We start from the raw sequence: 21,149 nt of genomic DNA, 5'->3' as shown, positions 1-21,149 counted from the left end.
CAAAGCCAAGGCCTCGGGTCTTGGCTTCATCGCTTTAAATGGGCACTGTATCCGATGGACTCTTCCGATGCCTCAGGAGTTGGCATGTCGTTTTTCGGTAATTGGCGCAGGGCGTTCGTCACTGCCTTGATGCTGACAGTGGTGATGACGCTTCCCGTCGCCGCTCAGGCCCAGGGGTTGTCGATCCCCGGGCTGAGCAATGGCAATCAGGGCGAGGAGCAGGCCAAACAGGACCCCCGGGCGCTGCGCGACTCCCTGGATCAGGTCATCGCTACCCTGGAAAACGACGCCCAGCGAGGCGAACTGCTGGCCAGGCTCAAGGAACTGCGTCAGGCCACCGAATCGGTCTCTCCCGACAAAGGCGAGGAGCGCACCGGCCTGCTCGGGGCGCTGGCCGACTCGATCACCGATTACGGTGAACAGGCCGAAGCCGGGCGAGCGCCACTGGATATCTGGGCCCAGCGCTCGAGACGCGCGGGCCAGGAGGTGGAATCGTTGCTGGCCTCGACCAGTCGCACGGAGCTGGTTCGTGCGCTGGTCGAGACCGCGGTGCTGCTGGGGGTCTGGCTGGGACTGCTGACACTGCTGATGGGCGTGGGGCGCTACCTTGCCCGGCGCAACGATTGGCCGCGGGTGCTTCCGCCGGAACCCCGGGCGGGCTTGCTGGCGAGCCACTTCCTTCGCAAGGCATTGCCCTGGGGCCTGGCCTTCGCGGTGATGCTGGTCAGCCTGCGCTGGTTGAACGCGCCGGCGCCATCCCGAGCGGCGGTCTTGGTGCTTGCCTATATCACCTTGTGCGGCCGTCTTCTGGCGACGGTCTTCGAGGTGGTGATCTCGGTCTTCACCCGGGGGCACCGTCGGGTGGCGGTGGCAATCCTGCGCCAGCAGGCACTCAAGCGACTCTTCGTCATCGGTGCCCTGGCGGCCCTGGGAGACGCGGCAAACAGCGAGCGGTTGGTCACCCTGCTGGGCAACGATCTGTCCGGTTGGCTGTCGGCGTCTGCCAACGTGCTAGCCGGGTTGATCAGTGGCAGACTGGTGCTGCGCATCAAGCGGCCCGTCGAGCATCTGATTCGCAATCGCCCCTATTCGTTGCGCCGCGACAAGAGCACCCTGCGCGACCTGACCAACATCCTCGCGCGGCTCTGGCATGTGCCGGCGCTGCTGCTGATCGGTGCCTCCCTGGTGGCCATCTTCGTGACCGGCGGCGAAGCCGACGGGGCCTTCACCAGGGCAATTATCAATGCCGCCCTGCTGGTGCTGGCGCTGGTGTTTACCGGCGTGCTGCGCCGCTATGGCGAGAAGGCCGTCCATCGCCGGCGCCTTTCCCAGTATCGTCGCCGAATCGAGCGTTTCGGGCATGCGCTGGGACATCTGGTGATCTGGGTGGTCTTCGCCGAACTGTCGCTGCGGGTATGGGGCTTCTCGCTGCTGGGCATCGGCGCGGATGGGGCGATCAGCGCACGCATCGGCCGCGCCCTGCTGGGCATCGGGCTGACCATCATGCTCGCCTGGCTGATCTGGATCGTCGCCGACACGGGCATCCAGCGCGCGCTGAACACCTCGGCTCGCATCCGGGGCCGGCGCGCCTACAACACCCGGGCCCAGACCATCACGCCGATGATCCGCAACGTGGTCTTCGTGACCATCGTGGTCATCGCCGCCATCGTCGGGCTCGCCAACCTGGGGGTGAACGTCACGCCACTGCTGGCGGGTGCCGGTGTCATCGGTCTGGCCATCGGCTTCGGTGCCCAGACTCTGGTTCAGGACCTGATCACCGGCCTGTTCATCCTGATCGAGGATTCCCTGTCGATCGACGACTTCGTCAACGTGGGCGGCCACATGGGTACCGTGGAGCGACTCAGCCTGCGCACCGTGCGCCTGCGCGATCTGGATGGCATCGTGCACATCATTCCCTTCAGCCAGATCAAGGGCATCCAGAACTTCTCCCGGGAGTTCGGCATCGCCTTGATCCGCATTCGCGTCCCGCACGACATGATGATCGACGATGCCATTGCCCTGGCCCGGGACGTGGCCGAGGAACTGCGTCATGATCCCATGATGCGCCATCACATCTGGTCACCCCTGGAGCTTCAAGGGATCGAGAGCTTCGATCAGGGGGCGGCGATCCTGCGAGTGCGCCTGCGTACCGGCCCCGTCATGCAGTGGGACGTGGCACGCGCCTTCAACCTGCGCCTCAAGCAGCGTCTCGAGATGGATGGCCAGGACCTGGCCATGCCGCGCATGAGCGTGGTGATGCAGAATGCCTCCAGGCCCCAGGACGAGGAGCAGCATTCCGGCGGCTCGTTCGCTTCCTCGCAGGGGGTCGGCCATGGTGGCCCCTCGGAGGGCGAGGCCACCCCTCAAGGGGGGTGAGCGCGCCTCTCGGGTCGCGCTCAGGGGGAGAGGAAGCCGATGCCCAGGGTGAGCAGGGTGATGGTGGCGAATCCCCCCGCGACGATCCAGGGGCAGTGTCGCCGCCAGCGCTGATAGGTGTCATACAGCGCCGCCGCCTGGCTCAGCTTTTCCATCAGGTGATCGTGGCGCGATCGTTCGACATCCGGTTTCAGGGAAAAATCGTTGGCGACATCGCCCTGCCAGTTCGCCCCGTGGGTGAGTCCCAGCCTGGCACGTAACCTGCCGATGTCGCACAGCAGACCATGCAGACGGTCGTACTCCTCGCGACGTGCCTTGACGTTGAGCACCGCGAGGGCTTCGCTCTTCAGGGCCGTGTGCTGGCAGGCCTCCACGGCGGTGGCGACTTCCTCGTCGGAAGCGAATGGCCCGATGTTCAGGCGTTTATACAAATCGCGCATCTTTCATCAAATACTCGTAGGCTTTCTTGATCTTCTGAAAACGCACCGATGCCGTCGCCACATCGCCCTCGCCCCGGGAGAAGAAACGATCCGGGTGATGCGCCTGGGCCAGCCGTCGGTAGGCTCGCTTGATCTCGCTGCGGGTGGCACTGGCATCGAGCTCGAGGATGGTCAGGGCACGCAGGGTCTTGTCGCCGAAGGGCGGTGCCTGTCGCTTTTGCCGTGACGCGCGCTCCTGTTGGTGCGTGTCTCGCTGCTCGCGCTGGCGTTCCTGCTCGCGTTGTCGCCAGGTGCGCTCTCGAGCCTGCCAGTAACTGGCGCGGCTGGGGTCCTCGGAACACGCAAACTGCGTGCCGGTCACCTCCAGGAACAGCTGTTTCAAGCGCTGGGGGGCAACGCCGAGCAGGTCGGCCAGGAAGCCGAGCACGTGGTAGCTTGCCGCAGCGAGGTTGCCATCCTGGACGGTCAGTTCGATGGCCTGGCTCAGGAAGGGCAGCGCCCGTTCACCCCAGCGATCACGCTGGAGTACCTCCGCCGCCAACTGGATGGCTTGCAGATCCTGCTCTTCGGCAACATCCAGAACCAGGCGATGGTCGTGGCCATGACGCAGGCTGCCCGCCATATCGCCCAGCCGCTGGCGGTCTGCCGGGGACAGGCTACCCTTGCTGACGGCTACCCAGGCCAGCAGCAAGAGCGCGGCGGTGTCCGTCTGATTCCTGCTTTTCAGTAGCAGCAATTCGAACGGCGAGAAGCGTGTTGAGGCCATGCCTGACTCCGACCGATCTTCACGGTGAGCTTGTGCGTCGTGATATCGCTTTAGGAAGGCGATTATAGCCAATACGTTGCACGGTTGTCGGCAGCGCTCATATCAAAAAAATCAACACCAGTAAACGCTTCGGCATGAGGCTGCCTCGGCTGTCGCCTGACGCTTGTTGGAAGGAGCAAAGTGGCGAGGTGTTTCTTGCTTTCAGGAAATACTGCTACGCTGAATCTGAGCGAATGGAAATCGCGAAAAGCGCTCCATTTCGATCGTCGCGGCACCGCTGCCGACGGTCAAGCAAGCCCAGGCGCAACCACTAGGAGGTAGGCAATGAAAGATTCCAAGACGGACAAGTCCGAAGGCCTGATCGACAAGGCGGCGGGCAAGGTCAAGGAAGCCCTCGGCAAGGCGACCGACGACAAGGATACCGAGGCCAAGGGCAAGGCCCAGACGGCAAAGGGTGATGCCAAGCAGGCCAAGGGCAATCTCAAGGATGCCGTCGACTCGAACCACGACGCCGACAGCACGAACAATCCTCCTCGATGACGAGGTGGTTCGCTGATCGTTCAGAAGGGGCCTCGGCCCCTTCTTGCTTGTAATGCTGCGCCTGCAGCCGGTGGATCGGCAGAGCGCCCCGAAGCGACGTCAAGGGCTGCAGCGGTAGAAATGCGCTGGCAGGAAGTTCAGGGGGATGAAGTTGCGCTGAACGCTCGAGAACGTCTTGTGCAGGTGTGGAAGAATGCTCGGCGAGAACTGGTAGAGCAGGAAGGCGCCGCTGGGTGCGATGACCTGCTGGGTCGAGCGCAGGATGTCGTCCTTGGTAGTGGCTGGCAAGGTGCTCAGGGGGATCCCTGCGATCACGTAATCGGCCGCACCGAGCCCCTTTTCGGCCAGAATTTCCTGAATGTCCTCCGCGGAACCGTGGATCACCTGAAGGCGTGGGTCCGGGCAGGTCTGCTCGAGAAACGCCACGAAATCCTCGTTGGTCTCGAGTACCAGCAATACCGCCTCGGGATGCATCTGCCGCAGGATCTCCCGGGTGAAGGTGCCCACTCCCGGTCCATACTCGACCAGTACCCGTGCCCGCTGCCAGTCGATGTGCGACAGCATTCGTCTGACCAGGAAAGGGGAACTGGGAATGATCGACCCCAGCATCCTGGGATGCTTGATGAAGTTCTTGGCGAACAAAAAGAATTGCTTGTTTTGCGAGAGGGAAGGCAGGGGGCGTCTTGTTGTGTGCTTGTTGAATTCCATTCGTGCTGTTCCTTGAGGCAGACCTGTCCTACTACAGTAGGCCAACAGGACAAGCAGGAAAAGGATTAAGTCCTCCCCTTCTTTGCCAGTGGCTTGCGTTTTGTCACAGAGTGAAACGATTGGTTGGTGGTATTTACTTCCTCCTGACCCGACACTTTATCCTCGTGGCGAGGGAGCTGCGGCAAAACGTCTCTTCATGACGCCTGATCAAGGAATGACAATGGTCGTCTTCATCAAGCAGGTCATCGGCGATCGCCGATACTCGGACCTTGTCTCCGGCGCGTTCCGTGCCGCTTCAAACTTCAGCCAGACCCCAAACAGGCTTTCGTGAAACAGATCACCCGATATTGGGTGTTTGTTTATTTTTAGCCTGCTAAAAAATATCCTGTTATACGAATGGCGCTCCCCGAGATTGAAAGAGGTCGCGTAATGAAAAAGAAGTACCTTGCTTTCATTGGCTTGCTTCTGCTGGTGTTGATGCTCAGCGGGTGCGAAGCCGCATTGATGGACCCCAAGGGACAAGTCGGGGAAGAGCAACGGACCCTGATCCTGACGGCCTTCGGCCTGATGATGATCGTGGTCATTCCGGTGTTCGTGATGACGGCGCTCTTTGCCTGGCGCTATCGCCACAGCAGGCAGGCGACCTACACGCCTGACTGGGCGCATTCCACCGCCATCGAGGCGGTCGTCTGGTTCATCCCCCTGGTCATCATCGCTTTCCTGGCATGGCTTACCTGGATCACGTCGCACAGCCTCGACCCCGCCAAGCCGCTCAGGAGCGAGGCCGAGCCACTCAGGATCCAGGCGGTTTCGCTGGACTGGAAATGGTTGTTCATCTATCCGGAGCAGGGCATCGCCACCGTCAACGAGGTCGCCTTCCCGACCGATGTGCCGGTGCATTTCCAGGTGAGTTCCGGTTCGGTGATGAACGCGTTCTTCATCCCCAGCCTGGGCAGCCAGATCTATGCCATGGCCGGCATGGACAATGACGTCAACCTGATCGCCGACGAGGCGGGCACCTACTACGGCAGATCCACCAATTACAGTGGGGCAGGCTTCTCGGGCATGACCTTCGACGCCATCGCGACCTCCGAGGAGGCGTTCGACGCCTGGGTCGAGGAGGTGCGTCAGTCGTCCAAGACGCTGTTCTTCCCGGAGGAGTACAAGGCGCTGGCGGAACCCACCAGGAGTCATCCAGTCGAGTACTTCTCCGAGGTGTCCCCCAGGCTCTACACGCAGATCCTGCAGAGCTTTCACGGTGGCAAGCCCGGCAGAGGCGACCCGGGGGAACAGGACGGCGGACAAGAGAACACCCGAATGAGCGCAGAGGCAGCGGAGTAATATCATGTTCGGAAAACTTGGCCTGGAGGCGATTCCTTATCACGACCCGATCATCATGATCGTGGCCGTCGCCATCGCGATCGGCGGGCTCATCGTCGTCGGCGCGCTGACGTATTTCAGGAAATGGACCTACCTGTGGAAGGAGTGGATCACTTCCGTCGATCACAAGAAGCTCGGCATCATGTATTTCGTGGTGGCGCTGGTCATGCTGATACGCGGCTTCGCCGACGCCATCATGATGCGCACCCAGCAGGCGATGGCCGCCGGGGGCGCGGCGGGCTACCTACCGCCCGAGCACTACGACCAGATCTTCACCGCTCACGGCGTGATCATGATCTTCTTCGTCGCCATGCCCATGGTCATCGGCCTGATGAACCTGGTGGTGCCGCTGCAGATCGGGGCCCGGGACGTCGCCTTCCCGTTTCTGAACAACCTGAGCTTCTGGCTGTTCGCCGCGGGCGTGGTGTTGGTCAACGTGTCGCTGGTGGTGGGGGAGTTCGCCAAGACCGGCTGGCTCGCCTACGCGCCCCTCTCGGGGATCGAGTACAGTCCCGGGGTCGGGGTGGATTACTGGATATGGGCGTTACAGATATCCGGGATAGGCACGACCCTGACCGGCATCAACTTCTTCGTCACGATCCTGAAGATGCGCACCAAGGGCATGACCCTGTTTCGCATGCCGATCTTCACCTGGACATCGCTTTGCGCCAACGTGCTGATCATCGCCTCGTTCCCGATCCTGACGGCGACGATCGCGATGCTGACCCTGGATCGCTACCTGGGCATGCACTTCTTCACCAATGATTTTGGCGGCAACGTGATGATGTACGTCAATCTCATCTGGGCCTGGGGCCACCCCGAGGTGTATATCCTGATCCTGCCGGCGTTCGGCGTGTTCTCCGAGGTCATTGCGACCTTCTCCAGGAAGCGCCTGTTCGGCTACACCTCGCTGGTGTGGGCAACGGTCGCCATCACGTTGCTGTCCTTCGTCGTCTGGTTGCACCACTTCTTCACCATGGGCGCGGGGGCCAACGTCAATGCCTTCTTCGGCATCATGACGATGATCATCGCGATTCCCACCGGGGTGAAGATCTTCAACTGGTTGTTCACGATGTTCCGCGGGCGCCTGCAGTTCACCTCGCCGGTGCTGTGGACCCTGGGCTTCATCATCACCTTCACCCTGGGTGGCATGACCGGGGTCATGCTGGCCGTGCCGGCGGCCAACTTCGTGCTGCACAACAGCCTGTTCGTGATCGCCCACTTCCACAACGTGATCATCGGCGGTGTGGTCTTCGGCATGATGGCCGGCATGACCTACTGGTTCCCCAAGGCCTTCGGCTTCACCCTCGACGAGAAGTGGGGCAAGCGCTCGTTCTGGTGCTGGATCACCGGCTTCTACCTGGCCTTCATGCCGCTCTACGTGCTGAGCTTCTTCGGTGCCGTGCGCCGCATGCAGTCCTACGATCAGGCGGAATGGCAGCCATGGTTGTTGCTGGCCTGGGTCGGCGCCCTGGTCATCCTGGCAGGAATCGCCTGCACGATCATCCAGATCGTGGTCAGCATTCGCGATCGCAGGAAGAACGCGGACGTGACCGGCGACCCCTGGGATGCCCGCACCCTGGAGTGGGCCACGTCGTCGCCTGCGCCGTTCTACAACTTCGCGCATCTCCCGGATGTCACGAGCATCGACAATTTCTGGGAAGACAAGCGGCGCAATGGCCCCAACTCCCATCTGAGCGAGCCGCCCTACGAGGATATCCACATGCCCAGGAATACCGTGGCGGGCCCGGTCCTGGGGGCGCTGAGCGTCGTCTTCGGCTTTGCCCTGGTATGGCACATCTGGTGGCTGGCAGGCGTCAGCGCCGTGGGCCTGTTCGTGACGTTCCTGCTGCGTGTCTTCAACGACGACATCGACTACCACGTGCCCGCCGCGGAAGTCGAGCGCATCGAGCGTGAACACCAACAACGGCTGGGGGTGCAGGCGTAACCATGACGACACGGACAATGAGCAATGACCAGGCGTCTGCCGAGGCGCATGAGCACCACGATGCCGGGGGCACGAAGGTCTTCGGCTTCTGGGTCTACCTGATGAGCGACCTGGTCATCTTCGGGTCGCTCTTCGCCACCTATGCCGTGCTCCTGCGGGGCACGGCAGGCGGGCCGACGCCCCAGGAAATCTTCAGTCTGCCCTTTATCCTGGTCGAGACCTTTCTGCTGCTGTTCTCGAGTTTCACCTATGGCATCGCCGTGCTGGCGATGAACGAGGACAAGCTTCGGCAGGTCAAGCTGTGGCTGGGCATCACCTTCCTGCTGGGTGCGGCGTTCGTGGGCATGGAGGTCTACGAGTTCCAGCACTTGATCCACGAGGGCTACGGACCGGATCGCAGTGCCTTCCTTTCGGCATTCTTCACCCTGGTGGGCACCCACGGCCTGCACGTGACCTTCGGCCTGATCTGGATACTGGTGATGCTGGCTCAGTTGTCCACCAAGGGACTGAACGACATGACCCGGCCGCGGATCATGTGCCTGAGCCTGTTCTGGCACTTCCTCGACATCGTCTGGATCTGCGTCTTCTCCTTCGTCTACCTGATGGGAGCCCTGTGATATGAGCGACTCGCGCACGGCGCCGGGTGGCGCAAGCCATGGCAGCATCCGGTCCTACGTGATCGGGCTGATCCTGTCCATCGTGCTGACCGTGATTCCGTTCGCCGCGGTGATGACCGGCGCCCTGAGCACCCCGGTGACGGTATTGATCATCGTGGGCACGGCGGTGCTGCAGATTCTCGTGCAATTGATCATGTTCATGCACATGAACACCAAGTCGGACGAGGGATGGAACGTCATGTCCTTCGTCTTCACGGTGACGATATTGGCTCTGGTGGTGGGAGGTTCGTTGTGGATCATGCATCATCTGCATCTGAACACGATGATCAACTAGCGGCGCATCCCGCGGTATTCAGGACGCTCCTGTCCCTCACCAAGCCGGGCATCATCCTCGGCAACCTGATCTCGGTGACCGGCGGATTCTTCCTGGCGGCTCAGGCGACGGTCTCGCCGGTGCGTTTCCTGGCCACGCTGCTCGGCGTGGCCCTGGTGATCGCTTCCGGCTGCGTGTTCAACAACGTCATCGACCGGGATATCGACGCCAGGATGCGCCGCACCCGGGACAGGGCTCTCGTGCAGGGGCTGATCTCCGTGCCGATGGCACTGGTCTATGCCACGCTGCTCGGCACCACCGGGGTACTACTGCTCTACCTGCTGGCGAATCCGCTGGCGGCGTTCTTCGCCATCCTGGGCATCGTCGTCTATGTCGGCCTCTACACCCTCTGGTTCAAGCGACATTCGGTGCATGGCACCCTGATCGGCAGCCTCTCCGGGGCGATGCCGCCGGTGATCGGCTACTGCGCCGCCGCCGATCGGTTCGATCTCGGCGCCGCCATCCTGCTCGTGATCTTCAGCCTGTGGCAGATGCCGCACTCCTATGCCATCGCCATCTTTCGCCTCGAGGACTACAAGGCAGCCTCGATACCGGTGCTGCCCGTCGAGAAGGGGATCGAGGCGGCCAAGCGCGCCATCGTGCGCTACATCGTCGCCTTCGCGGCGGCGACAGTGCTGCTGTCGCTGACGGGGCACGCGGGACATGGCTATCTGGTGGTGGCCGGGGGAACGAGCCTTTACTGGCTCCATCTCGCCCTGTCCGGCTATCGCCGGGACGACGACGAGGCCTGGGCGAGGCGGCAGTTCGCCTTTTCCATCGTGATGGTCATGGTCCTGAGCCTGATGATGGTGGTCGATTTCGGCCTGTCCTTCGCCGATGACCAGCTGGCCGATGCTTCCTACCGGGCTCTCGCGCTGCTGCGAACTTCCGGGTAGCAAAAGCGTCTAGTTGAAACTCGTTGCAGGAAAGGGGTCGGATGCCATGGGTTACAGATGGGTGGTGGGTGCAGGTGGTCTCTATCTGGCGCTAGCGTTCGCCGCGGTCCAGGCGGCACCCGGTGCCTGGGCCATCCAGCACGACGAGAGCCGGCTGGGCTTCATCGCCACTCAGGAAGGCGAAGCGTTCGAGGGCGAGTTCGCCGAGTTCGATGCCGAGATGCGCTTCTCGAAAGATGCCCTGGACGAGAGCCGCTTCGACGTCACCGTCGACGTGACCAGCATCGATGCCGGCAACTCTCAGCGCAACGACCTGCTGCCCGACGAGGAGTGGTTCTTCTTCGAGCGTTTTCCCAGGGCGACCTATGTCACTTCCACGATTCGCGAGGGTGACGATGCCCCGTTCGAGGCCGTGGGCACCTTGACCTTGCGCGGTGTCGAGCGGGAGATCACCTTGCCGTTCGAATGGCGAACCGAAGGCGATCGTGCCTTCATGCAGGGGCGCGTGACCCTGAATCGCCGGCATTTCGATATCGGTCAGGGGGAGTGGGCCGACGACGATACCGTCGCCTATCCGGTGGAGGTGGTGGTGGATCTGACCCTGGAGCGCAGGAAGTAGCGCCGCGATGGCGTGTCGCGGCAATTCGTTCGTGTAGGCATTTATGCAGTGATTCCTCAACGTTCGATCTGGCCAAGGGCCTGCTCCAGCTTCTCCACCGTGCGCTCGACATTATGCAGCTTGTCGAGACCGAAGAGTCCGATGCGAAAGGTTCTGAAGTCATCGCCCTCGTCGCACATCAGCGGCACCCCGGCGGCGACCTGGAGCCCGTGCCGGGCGAACTTGCCGGCAATGCCCGGGTCATCGGTATAGCTCACCACCACGCCCGGGGCCTGGAAGCCCTGCGCCGCCACGCTCCTGATGCCGTGATCGGCCAGCATGGCCCGCACCCGGTCGCCCAGTTCCCACTGCTCGTCGCGCACCTTGTCGAATCCGTAGGCCTCGGTCTCCTGCATCACGTCGCGCAGACGGGTCAGGCCGTCCGTCGGCAGGGTGGCATGGTAGGCATGGCCGCCGTTCTCGTAGGCCTGCATGATCTCGTGCCACTTGCGCAGGTCGGCGGCGAAGCTGCTGCTGCGGGTGGTCTCGACCCGTTCCCGGGCGCGTTCGCTGAGCATCACCATGGCGCAGCAGGGCGAACCGCTCCAGCCCTTCTGGGGCGCACTGATCAATACATCGACACCGGTGGCCTGCATGTCCACCCATAGCGTGCCCGAGGCGATGCAATCCAGCACGAACAGTCCACCCACCTCGTGGACCGCTTGCGCCACCTGGCCGAGATAATCCTCGGGCAGGATCATCCCCGCCGCGGTCTCGACATGCGGAGCGAACACCAGATCCGGCTTCTGCTCCCGGATAGTGGCCACGACCTCCTCGATGGGGGCAGGGGCGAAAGGCGCCTGGCTCTCCTGGGCGAGCCGGCGTGCCTTCATCACCGTGGCGCTGGCAGGGATGTCGCCCATCTCGAAGATCTGGGTCCAGCGATAGCTGAACCAGCCGTTGCGAATCACCAGGCAGTGCTTGCCCTGAGCGAGCTGACGCGCCACCGCCTCCATGCCGAAGGTGCCGCTGCCGGGCACGATGACCGCGGTCTCGGCATTGTAGACCTGCTTGAGGGTGCTCGAGATGTCCCGCATGACGCCCTGGAAGGCCTGGGACATGTGATTCAAGGAGCGGTCGGTATAGACCACCGAATATTCGAGCAGGCCGTCGGGATCGACATCGGGCAGCAAGCCGGGCATTTTTTCTCCTCCGAATGAATGGAACGCTAGCGCCAGGATAAGCGTAATCCTGGCCGGTAACCAGCCGGCATCTAGCGCTCTTCGACGGGCACGCCATTGACGTTCGCTGCCGCGTCCTTCTCCGTGGCATCGACCGTGGCCGCGAGCTGGCTGTAGAGGGCATGATGCAACGTCAGCCGATCGTAGAAGGTTCTCTTCACGGTGATCGGGGCGCTGGCCAGCAGCAGGGAGCGAGCGACGCCGGTGGGGCCTTGCAGTTCGGCTTTCAGGCGTGCGTAGTCGACCAGCAAGCCTCTCGCATTGGCCTCCTGGGTCGCGGTATCGAAGGCGTCGGCGATGCGTGAGGCCATCTTCTCCGGTGACTCCTCCGGCACGGGGTAGGCCTGCATCTCGAGGAGGCCCCGGGGCGTCCAGCCGAACTTGACCGGTTGATTGATCAATCGGACCTCGGTGCCCTTCGGCACCCGGTAAATCAGGTCTTCGATATCACCGGAGAGCATGCGAATGCAGCCATGGGAGACACGCATGCCGACACCGTCCGGCTTGTTGGTGCCATGAATCAGATAGCCGGGGATGTCCAGTATCATCGCGTACTCGCCCAGCGGGTTGTCGGGCCCGGGAGGCACGACCCGGTCGAGTTCTTCGCCCCTTTCGGCGTGTTCGGCAATGATGCTTGCCGGAGGATACCAGGTGGGGTTTTCCAGCTTGGCCGTGATCTTGGTCGTGCCGAGCGGTGTTTTCCAGTCCATGCGACCGATGCCGATCGGGTAGGTTTCGACCCTGGGCGGCGCCCCGGGGCTGGCGGGCCGGTAGTAATAGAGTCTCAGCTCGGCGAGATTGATGACGATGCCCTCTCGAGGCCCGGGAGGGAGAATGAAGCGCGTGGGCAGCAACACCTGGGTGCCTTCGCCGGGCAACCAGATGCGCGTCTCCGGGTTGGCCTCGGTGACCGCGTTGTAGCCCAGGCCATGGCTCAGCCCGAGATCGATCAGGGTGTCTCCCTGGGTGGCCGTGACCGTCTTGATCTGGCCGACGATGTCGCCCTCCTCGGGGAGCGGATGATGCCCCTGGGGCAAGTCGTCCTGGGCCACCAGCAGGCGAGGCATCGCCAGCATGACAAGGGCCATCCAGATTCCCGTTACCTGTCGTGCTGCGCGCATCTGTCGTGACCTGTCCTGTTGGCTGTTGGTGAGGAACGATGTCCGGGGGCGTGTAAAGTAAACTACTCGGCCGGTCGGGTCCAATGCCGGTGAACTCACGTCACAGCGAGCGATCCAGTCCCATCTGCCAGAAGTCGATTTCCAGGCGCGTGGCATCGCGGAAGATGGTGGCGAGTTCCTCGAAACGTGCCTCGGTAACCGTCGCCAGTCGTGCATCCAGCCAGGCGACCTCGTCGCGCATGGCCTGCTGGAACGCCGTGCTTGCGTACATGGCGATCCAGTCGCCATAGGGGTTGCCGTCCCGCTGGGTGAAGGGTTGCGCCTCGAGCCAGCCGGCGATCTCGCCGTAGCCGATCAGGCACGGGGCCAGCGCCACGTGCATGTCCAGCAGGTCACCGCGCAGGCCGGTGTCGAGCACGTAGCGGGTATAGGCCAGGGTGGCCCTGGCCTCCGGCAAGCGTGCCAGGTCATCCTCGGTGATGTCCCATTGCCTGCAGTAGTCCACATGCAGGTCGAGTTCCACGTCGAGGATGGTCTTGAGCCCCGAAAAGCCATGACGCAGCTCGGCCAGGTTGCGGCTCTTGTACACGGCGAGCGCATAGGCCCGGGCGAAGTGGATCAGGAACAGGTAGTCCTGTTGCAGGTAGTGGCGAAACGCGGCCGCCTCGAGGGTGCCGGCCCCCAGCTGGCGCACGAAGTCGTGCTCGATATAGGCACGCCAGTCACCGTGACAGGCGTGCTTCAGGTCGTCGAAGCGATAACTCATGGGGTCTCCAGGACGGGAGCGAACAAGGGGTACCGTGGGAATCGACTGGCGCCGTGGCGCTACCAAAGCCAGCTTCCTGGATTGGCCGGCGGCTGGCCGCGGCGCAGGTCGCGCAGGCCGATGACGCAACGCACGATCAGCCATATCATCAAGAGTGGCCAGATCAGTATGCCGACCACGATCAGGCTGAGCACGAAGGCGATGAGCGAGTAGAGCACGCCGATCCAGAAGGTGCGAACCTGGTAGCGATAGTGCTCGCGCAGCCAGGGGGCGGCATCGCCTTGGTAGACATAGGCCATGATCACGCCGATCAGCAGGGTGACATTGGCGGTAAGCAGACCCGCCAGATACAGCACATAGATGATCTGGGGGACAGTGATCTCGTCTTTCGAAACGACCGGGGACGTTGACATCGCGAACTCCGAAGGCAATAGCTGGGCACAGTTTCCCATTCTATCGCCTTCGGTTCGAGGGTCATTCTCCACGCTTGTCGTCCGGCTTGCTGAGCAGTGCCCCCATCGGCATCTCGCCCTCCTCGAAGGTTACCCGGTAAAGGCCCGTCTCGCCGGTGTCCGAGGTGAAGTAGAGCACACCGTCTTCCGTGAAGACGATGCCGACCGGGCGCGCCCAGCGATTGCCCTGGGCATCCTGGAAGCCGGTCAGCAGCGTCTGGATTCGCCCGCTGTCCGGGCCCGTCAGGGTGATGCCGGCGATCAGGGGCTCGCGGCGTGTCGCCGGGTCTCCCGAGGCGCCGCCCCGCGGCTTCGTGGCCCAGCTGCCATGCACCGCGGCGGCCGCGTCTAGACCCAATTCGCTCCCTTCGGGCACGAAATCCAGCCCCATGGGGGCGCTACGCGCAGGGAAGGTGGCCACCGGTGTGTTGATCTCGCTTGCCGGACGGGGTGATTCACCGGCGATGCAGTCGTCCTGCCGGTATTGGCCATCCACCCATTGGAACCAGGGCATGCCGAAGAAACTTCCTTGTTCGGCCCGCACCAGTACCTCGCGCGGCTCTTCGTAGCCCCAGTGGTCCGGCCCGTTGTTGGTGGCGTACAGCGTGCCCTGATGGTCCCAGGCCAGTCCGATCGGGTTGCGCAAGCCGGTCGCGTAGGGCTGCCACCGGGGCGTCTCGCCGCTTTCGTCAAGCACCATGATGCCTCCGCGCCGGTTCTCGAAGCGATAGTCCTCGCCGATATACTGATCCGAGCAGTTGCCCTGGATGCCCAGGGAGAGATACAGCCGGTCATCGGGCCCCACCACCAGAGTGCGGGAGTTGTGCCCGCCGCCGCCGGGAATACGGGCGAGGCTCTCGAAATCGCCAGAGGCGAGTGTGCCGCCGGGCTGATAATCGGCCACCAGCAAGGCATCGGTGGTGGCGACATAAAGCTTGTCGTCGCGCTGGGCCACGCTGTGGGGGTAGTCCTCGAGCCTGACCAGAACCTGGGCATCCTGATAGGGCGGGGTCAGTCGATAGACCTTGTCCGCATCGCTGCCGATGAACATCTCGCCGTTTCGCCCCAGAGTGATCAGGCGCGGCGCCTCCAGGTCGACGAGCTTGGTGACGGTCGCCCCCGGCGGGGCGCTCAGCTGGTGGCTGGTACCGGCGACGTCGACCCGATTCAGCTCCTCGCCCGGTTGAGCACGAGCAGTGGAGGAGAGGGCCAGCGCCAGGATCGACATTGCGAGTGCCACCAGGACCGGGTCTTGTACAGAATGAAAGGAAATACGCATGGTTTCGACTCCTTGAATCCGTGTCCCCAGTGTAGACAGGCGGGGCACTGAAGAGTCGCTACAGTTTCCTGTAAAGGCGAAATTTCCGATGCTCGGGATGGTTCTGCTCCTGTTCCGGCGTCTTGCGATAGCGCTTGTATTCCCACTGGTATTGCGCCGGGGCGAGGGCGATGGCCGCTTCGACACTGGCATTGACGCCGCGCGCTGAAATGGCTTCATCGCTGGCGTAGACGCGCTCGTCGGCGGCGAGGAAATGGATCTCGAAGCCGCGCCCTTCGATACGCCTGGCCACGCCGGTGACGACCCGGGCCTGGGTGCGGGCGACCAGCTTGGGCAGCAGGGTGGCGGTATAAGCGGGACGGTGATAGAAATCGGCGAAAACCCCGCTCCCCCAGCTGGGCACTTGATCCGGCAGGATGCCCACCGCCTCGGAACGCTTGAGCGTCTTGAGCAGAGAGGCCACGCCGCGGGAGTTGGTGGGCACCAGCGTCGCGCCCATGCGTTCGCGCCCGTGGCGAATGATCGGTTCCAGTTCGGCGATCTTGGGGGGGTCGTACATGGCGGTGAAGGGGAAATGGCCGGAGAGCCAGAAGTTGAGCACTTCCCAGTTGCCGAAATGGGGGGCCAGCACGATCACGCCACGCCCTTCGGCCCTCGCTTCGTCGAGAAGCTCGCGCCCGTGAACCGCAAGAATCGACGCCTCGACCCGGCGCGGCTCGGCCATCCAGGCGAAGCCCAGTTCCAGCATGGTGGCGGTGGAGTGAACCAGGCTCGATCGTCCGCGAGCATGCAGCTGACCCCGGTCGAGATCGGGAAAGACATCGCGCAGATTGACGTCGGTCACGTGGCGCTCGCGGCGGCTGAACCGATAGACCAGGGGGCCGAGCAGCCGTGCCAGGCGCCACAATGTGCTCGGCGAGCGCCCGGCCAGCACCCGCCAGAGCAGGGCAATGGCCTTGGCACGGAATCTGGAGACGGGCGTCTTCTTGCTCATGAAATCGGGTGATCGGTAAAAGTGGCCATCATCCACGATGAGGCCGGCAGATTTCAATCAGGTTGCCGTCGGGATCGCGGAGATAGAGCGAGGTGATGAGGCCGTTGGCGCCTTGACGCGGGGTAGGGCCCGCCTCGAGGGGGACGCCCAGGGTATCGAGATGAGCCTGCACTTGCTCCAGGGGCAGGACGCTCCTGACACACAGGTCGAGGCTGCCCGGCGTCGGACGGTCAGCCTTCAAGCTGGCCGGCGTGTCGGTCTGGTGCAGTCGCAGGGCCATGTCCCCAAGCATGAGATCGACTCGTTCGGGGTCTCGATAGCGGGTTTCGAGCCCCAGCACGCGAGTATAGAAGTCTACTGCACGGGGAATGTCGGTAACGGTGACGACCAGATGGTCCAAGCCGGTTAACATGATGTGCTCCGTTGTCGTTTACCGGAAGGATACGATGTCGACCACGCCGCTGTCGTGCCCTCTGTGCGGGGGCCAGGGTGTCAGCCATTACCATCGGGATCGGCGCCGCGACTATTGGCAGTGCCACCGTTGCACGCTGGTCTTCGTGGCCCGTCACCAGCACCTCGCGGCCGATGCCGAAAAGGCGGTCTACGACTGCCACCGGAACTCGCCTCGAGATACGGGCTACCGGCGCTTCCTGTCGCGTCTGACCGTGCCCCTGCTCGAACACTTGCCGCCAGGCGCTCGTGGCCTGGATTTCGGTTGCGGCCCGGGCCCGACACTCTCGGTGATGCTGGAGGAAGCCGGACACCCGATGGCCCTCTACGACATCTTCTATGCACCGGACCGTCGTGTGCTCGAGGGGCGCTACGACTTCATCACCGCCACCGAAGTGGTCGAGCATCTGGCCGCGCCGGGACAGGTGATCGAGGATCTGGCGGGGCGGCTCTCTCCCGGCGGCTGGTTGGGACTGATGACCAAGCGAGTGGCCTCCCGGGAGGCCTTCGCCGATTGGCATTACATTCTCGATCCGACCCATGTCAGTTTCTTCAGCGAGGCAAGCTTCCGCTGGCTGGCGACATGTCTCGACATGCGAGTCGTGTTTCCCGCCGCGGATGTCGTGCTGATGCAAAAACAATAGCGCGGGTTTTGCTACGCTATTCGCGCCATCCATCGCCTGAGCGGGGGCATTACAATGGCCCCCTCAAAAGCTTTGTAAAACCCTGTGAGCCGGCGTATATTCCCGCGCGACACGCCAACCCGCCAGCGTCGAACCGGCGAGGGCACGTATTCCAGATGCACTGATCCCGAGGTCTTCCTATCCATGTCGCGGCAGCTGTTGGCCATGGCGCTTGCCCCGTTGCTGGGCCTGTTCATTCTGGCGATCGGCAACGGATTTCTCGCCACGCTGATCACCCTGAGGCTCGATGCTGCCGGCGAATCCGCCGTGACGATCGGCTGGATCTCCTCGGCCTACTTCATCGGCCTGGCCTTTGGGGCGGTGTTCAACGATCGCATGCTGCTGCGTATCGGTCATATCCGTGCCTACGGCAGCTTCGCCTCCCTGGTGGCGGTGACCGTACTGCTGCAAGGCCTGTGGCTGAACCCCCAGGCCTGGTTCGTGCTGCGCCTGGTGGGGGGCTGGGCGACCGTGGGGGTCTATCTGGTCATCGAAAGCTGGCTGCTGACCTCCGGGGACCAGAAGGTACGCGGGCGTCTGCTGGCACTGTATATGATCTCGCTGTACGCGGCTGGCGTCATCGGTCAGTTGCTGCTGGGAGTGACCGATGCCATGAGCCCCACGGCGCCGTTCATGCTGGTAGGCATGCTGGCCTCGCTGTCGGTGTTGCCCATGGCGATGATCCCGCGGGTGTCGCCGCTGATCGAACACGCCGAACCCTTGCCGCCGCATCGGCTGATCACCATGACCCCGACCGGGGTGATGGCGAGTTTCGGTTCGGGGTTGGCCGTGGCGGCGGTCTACGCGTTGTTGCCGCTCTATCTGCATAGCCTCGGCCTGACGGTGCAGCAAATCGGCCAGATGATGGCGGTGATGGTGCTGGGTGCCATGCTGCTGCAGTACCCCATCGGTCGCTGGTCGGATCGTCACGATCGCCAGCTGGTGCTGATCCTCATCGGCGCCTTCTTTGCGCTGATCTCCCTAGGCATGCTCCTGCTGCCGAGCGGGCAGTGGTTGCTGGCCGGACTGCTGTTCCTGCTGGGCGGGGGCGTCTTTGCCCTCTACCCCGTGGCGGTCAGTCACGCCGCGGACCGCGCGCCGGCCGGCGCCCTGGTGCGCATGAGTCAGGGGCTGCTCCTGATCAACGCCCTGGGCTCGGCGATCAGCCCGCCGCTGATCACGCCGGTGATGAGCGTGCTCGGCGACGAAGGGCTGTTCTGGTCCCTGGGCGGCCTGGGGGTCTTCCTGGTGCTGTTCTTTATCTGGCGACGCAGCGTGCGCCCGGCACCGATCCCGGCGGCACCGTTTACCGCCAATGCACCGATGACGGTGATCGGCGCCGAGCTCAACGTCACCGAGGAACTGCTCCAGGGTGCCATCGAGCACGAGCATCACGAGGATCTTTCCCGGGTCGTGCCCGAGGTCGAGGTCGCCGAGCCGCTGGTCGGGCCGCCCCGGGAAGAGGATGCCCCGATCACCTACTTCGATGTCGATGCCGAGGCGGGCGCGATGCCCGGGGCCGAACGCCATGATCGGACACCTTCCTGATCGTCGATGGTGACGGCAACGAGACACCCGGCGTGCGGAACCGACTCGCCGGGTGCCTTGCGTTCCCTCGCCTTCATCCTGGGGTAAGGCGTTTGGTTAATGGCTAATGGACGACAGGGAATCTACCATCGGCGATATTCTTCAACCCCAGGTGCCTTTCATGACCCCGTATGCTCCCCCCGTTCGTGATTTTCGCTTCGTCCTCGAGGAACTGCTCGACCATGGCTCCCTGACTCTTCCCTGTTTCGACGAGATCGGCCCCGAGCTGATCGAGGCGATACTGGAAGAGGCAGCCCGCCTGGCCGGCGAGGTCTGGGCGCCCCTCAATCACTCCGGCGATCGGGAGGGGGTGACACTGCAGGCGGGCCGGGTGACTACGCCGGCGGGGTTCGTCGAGGCCTATCATGCCTATACCGAAGGGGGCTGGAACGGCATCGGGGTTTCCGAAGAATGGGGCGGTCAGGGCTTGCCCGAAGTGGTGGCCAGCGCCGTGCAGGAGATGCTGCACGGCGCCAACATGGCCCTCGGCCTGTGTCCGATGCTGACCGCCGGGGCCATCGAGGCGTTGTCCCAGCACGGCTGCGACAAGCTCAAGGCGCTCTACCTGGCCCGGCTGGTGAGTGGCGAATGGACCGGCACCATGAACCTGACCGAACCCCAGGCGGGCTCGGATCTGTCCCAGGTGCGCACCCGCGCGGTCCCCTGCGAGGCGTCCGAAGGCGATTACTATCGTCTCACCGGCCAGAAGATCTACATCACCTGGGGCGAGCACGACATGGCCGAGAACATCGTGCACTTCGTGCTGGCCCGCACCCCGGACGCGCCCCAGGGCAACAAGGGCATTTCGCTGTTCCTGGTGCCCAAGTTCCTGGTCAACGACGATGGCAGCCTCGGCGAGCGCAACGACGTGGTCTGCGCCTCCATCGAACACAAGCTGGGCATCCATGCCTCGCCTACCTGCACCCTGAGCTTCGGCGAGAAGGAAGGCGCCATCGGCTACCTGGTCGGCGAACTCGGTCGCGGCCTGAATCACATGTTCACGATGATGAACGAGGCGCGTCACAAGGTGGGCGTGGAGGGTATCGGCGTGGCCGAGCGCGCCTGCCAGCAGGCGCTGGCCTATGCCCGGGAGCGGGTCCAGGGGCGCAGCTCGAAGGCGCGAGGTGGTGACGCCTGCACCATCGCGGATCATCTCGACGTGCGTCGCATGCTGCTCTCCATGCGTGCGCGCACCGACGCCCTGCGGACACTGGCGCTGTTCTGTGCCGCCCAGATGGATCAGGCGCGTCATGCCGCCGACGACGAGACGCGCCGCCGGGCCCAGGGGCGGGTGGATATACTGATTCCGGTGGTCAAGGCCTTCTCCACCGATCAGGCCGTGGATATCGCCTCCCTGGGCATCCAGGTGCATGGGGGCATGGGGTTCATCGAGGAGACCGGTGCCGCCCAGTTGCTGCGCGATGCGCGCATCGCCCCCATCTACGAGGGCACCAACGGCATCCAGGCGCTCGACCTGGCGGGGCGCAAGCTGCAGCGCGATGGCGGCGCGGCCCTGTGCGCCCTGATCGACGAAGTCGAGGCGACGGCCGCGGCATTATCCGACGATGCGTCGTTGAACGTGCTGGGCGACAATCTGGCGGCAGGCGCGACGGACCTGCGCGCCGCCATGGCGATCGTGCTGGAGGAGGGCGGCGACGCGGACACCGGACCGGACGCCGTCCAGGCCTATGCCACGCCGTTCTTGTCCCTGGCCGGGCACGTGCTGTGCGCCTGGCAGATGGGACGGGCCGCCCTGGTGGCGCAAGCAGCCCTCGAGGCGGGCCAGGGCGACGCAGCCTTCTATCGCGCCAAGCTGGCCGGTGCCGATTTTGCCCTGCGCCACTGGCTGCCGGTGGGCCGCGCCCAGCGGGCCGTGATCGAGGCAGGTACTACGACGCTGCTCGACTTCACGCCGACCGGCCATTGAGAGGAGA

The 21,149-nt window shown here is 63.6% G+C and carries 21 protein-coding genes; 11 read left to right on the top strand and 10 right to left on the bottom strand.

Annotation, left to right across the window (positions count from 1 at the left end; all coding sequences use genetic code 11):
* Positions 1-84 precede the first annotated feature (84 nt).
* Positions 85-2,376 (top strand): mechanosensitive ion channel family protein, encoded by a 2,292-nt coding sequence (locus tag BUA41_RS01635; RefSeq protein WP_084671028.1) that lies wholly within the window; start codon positions 85-87, stop codon positions 2,374-2,376.
* A 20-nt stretch (positions 2,377-2,396) separates the two neighbouring features.
* Here BUA41_RS01635 and BUA41_RS01630 read toward each other — a convergent pair whose 3' ends face one another.
* Both BUA41_RS01630 and BUA41_RS01625 read right to left on the bottom strand, forming a co-directional pair.
* Positions 2,397-2,816, bottom strand: coding sequence for a hypothetical protein (locus BUA41_RS01630; RefSeq protein ID WP_072819048.1), 420 nt, complete (start codon positions 2,814-2,816; stop codon positions 2,397-2,399).
* Positions 2,800-3,582, bottom strand: coding sequence for a J domain-containing protein (locus BUA41_RS01625; protein WP_072819045.1), 783 nt, complete (start codon positions 3,580-3,582; stop codon positions 2,800-2,802). Before BUA41_RS01625 ends, BUA41_RS01630 begins: the two co-directional genes overlap by 17 nt.
* A gap of 324 nt (positions 3,583-3,906) precedes the next feature.
* Between BUA41_RS01625 and BUA41_RS01620 the strand changes: the two genes are divergently transcribed.
* Positions 3,907-4,122, top strand: a complete 216-nt coding sequence (locus BUA41_RS01620; protein WP_072819042.1) for a CsbD family protein — start codon at positions 3,907-3,909, stop codon at positions 4,120-4,122.
* A gap of 99 nt (positions 4,123-4,221) precedes the next feature.
* Here the strand turns inward: BUA41_RS01620 and BUA41_RS01615 are convergent, their stop codons facing one another.
* Positions 4,222-4,830, bottom strand: a complete 609-nt coding sequence (locus tag BUA41_RS01615; protein ID WP_072819039.1) for a class I SAM-dependent methyltransferase — start codon at positions 4,828-4,830, stop codon at positions 4,222-4,224.
* 429 nt (positions 4,831-5,259) lie between these two features.
* On the opposite strand from BUA41_RS01615, the gene cyoA reads away from it, so the two are divergent.
* From cyoA to BUA41_RS01585, 6 genes are read left to right on the top strand one after another with little or no spacing between them, the layout of a single operon-like run.
* A complete protein-coding gene (gene cyoA, locus BUA41_RS01610; RefSeq protein ID WP_072819036.1) occupies positions 5,260-6,171 on the top strand; it encodes a ubiquinol oxidase subunit II in 912 nt (303 codons plus the stop codon).
* 4 nt (positions 6,172-6,175) lie between these two features.
* Positions 6,176-8,158, top strand: coding sequence for a cytochrome o ubiquinol oxidase subunit I (cyoB, locus tag BUA41_RS01605; protein ID WP_072819034.1), 1,983 nt, complete (start codon positions 6,176-6,178; stop codon positions 8,156-8,158).
* 2 nt (positions 8,159-8,160) lie between these two features.
* The gene (locus BUA41_RS01600) at positions 8,161-8,775 is read left to right on the top strand and encodes a cytochrome o ubiquinol oxidase subunit III (protein WP_072819031.1); all 615 of its coding nucleotides are present in this window, start codon (positions 8,161-8,163) and stop codon (positions 8,773-8,775) included.
* A 1-nt stretch (position 8,776) separates the two neighbouring features.
* Positions 8,777-9,109, top strand: coding sequence for a cytochrome o ubiquinol oxidase subunit IV (cyoD, locus tag BUA41_RS01595; protein ID WP_072819029.1), 333 nt, complete (start codon positions 8,777-8,779; stop codon positions 9,107-9,109).
* Positions 9,067-10,044, top strand: coding sequence for a heme o synthase (gene cyoE, locus BUA41_RS01590; protein ID WP_072819027.1), 978 nt, complete (start codon positions 9,067-9,069; stop codon positions 10,042-10,044). Before cyoD ends, cyoE begins: the two co-directional genes overlap by 43 nt.
* Positions 10,045-10,090: 46 nt before the next feature.
* Complete coding sequence (locus tag BUA41_RS01585) at positions 10,091-10,663, top strand: YceI family protein (RefSeq protein ID WP_072819025.1); 573 nt, start codon at positions 10,091-10,093, stop codon at positions 10,661-10,663.
* Positions 10,664-10,719: 56 nt separating this feature from the next.
* Here BUA41_RS01585 and BUA41_RS01580 read toward each other — a convergent pair whose 3' ends face one another.
* The 7 genes from BUA41_RS01580 to BUA41_RS01550 form a co-directional block, all read right to left on the bottom strand.
* Positions 10,720-11,844 (bottom strand): aminotransferase class V-fold PLP-dependent enzyme, encoded by a 1,125-nt coding sequence (locus tag BUA41_RS01580; protein WP_072819022.1) that lies wholly within the window; start codon positions 11,842-11,844, stop codon positions 10,720-10,722.
* A 71-nt stretch (positions 11,845-11,915) separates the two neighbouring features.
* Complete coding sequence (locus BUA41_RS01575; protein WP_245791825.1) at positions 11,916-12,971, bottom strand: L,D-transpeptidase family protein; 1,056 nt, start codon at positions 12,969-12,971, stop codon at positions 11,916-11,918.
* 133 nt (positions 12,972-13,104) lie between these two features.
* Entirely contained in the window at positions 13,105-13,770 is a 666-nt protein-coding gene (gene tenA / locus BUA41_RS01570; RefSeq protein ID WP_072819018.1) for a thiaminase II, read from the bottom strand.
* A 59-nt stretch (positions 13,771-13,829) separates the two neighbouring features.
* A complete protein-coding gene (locus tag BUA41_RS01565) occupies positions 13,830-14,183 on the bottom strand; it encodes a DUF4870 family protein (protein WP_072819436.1) in 354 nt (117 codons plus the stop codon).
* A 61-nt stretch (positions 14,184-14,244) separates the two neighbouring features.
* Positions 14,245-15,501: a PQQ-dependent sugar dehydrogenase gene (locus BUA41_RS01560; protein WP_072819016.1), complete on the bottom strand. Its 1,257-nt coding sequence runs from the start codon at positions 15,499-15,501 to the stop codon at positions 14,245-14,247.
* 58 nt (positions 15,502-15,559) lie between these two features.
* Entirely contained in the window at positions 15,560-16,495 is a 936-nt protein-coding gene (locus BUA41_RS01555; protein WP_072819013.1) for a lysophospholipid acyltransferase family protein, read from the bottom strand.
* Positions 16,496-16,523: 28 nt separating this feature from the next.
* Positions 16,524-16,907: a VOC family protein gene (locus BUA41_RS01550; protein ID WP_072819011.1), complete on the bottom strand. Its 384-nt coding sequence runs from the start codon at positions 16,905-16,907 to the stop codon at positions 16,524-16,526.
* 34 nt (positions 16,908-16,941) lie between these two features.
* Here BUA41_RS01550 and BUA41_RS01545 point away from each other — a divergent pair, with 34 nt between their 5' ends.
* The 3 genes from BUA41_RS01545 (at position 16,942) to BUA41_RS01535 (ending at position 21,142) form a co-directional block, all read left to right on the top strand.
* Positions 16,942-17,589, top strand: coding sequence for a class I SAM-dependent methyltransferase (locus BUA41_RS01545; protein WP_139249026.1), 648 nt, complete (start codon positions 16,942-16,944; stop codon positions 17,587-17,589).
* Positions 17,590-17,772: 183 nt separating this feature from the next.
* The gene (locus BUA41_RS01540) at positions 17,773-19,176 is read left to right on the top strand and encodes an MFS transporter (protein ID WP_072819006.1); all 1,404 of its coding nucleotides are present in this window, start codon (positions 17,773-17,775) and stop codon (positions 19,174-19,176) included.
* A gap of 160 nt (positions 19,177-19,336) precedes the next feature.
* Positions 19,337-21,142: an acyl-CoA dehydrogenase gene (locus tag BUA41_RS01535; RefSeq protein ID WP_072819434.1), complete on the top strand. Its 1,806-nt coding sequence runs from the start codon at positions 19,337-19,339 to the stop codon at positions 21,140-21,142.
* Positions 21,143-21,149: the final 7 nt, after the last annotated feature.

Origin of the sequence: Modicisalibacter ilicicola DSM 19980 (assembly GCF_900128925.1) — a bacterium.
Taxonomy (GTDB): domain Bacteria; phylum Pseudomonadota; class Gammaproteobacteria; order Pseudomonadales; family Halomonadaceae; genus Modicisalibacter; species Modicisalibacter ilicicola.
Note: the sequence above shows the minus strand (reverse complement) of the source record. Positions and strands in the feature narration are given on the sequence as shown.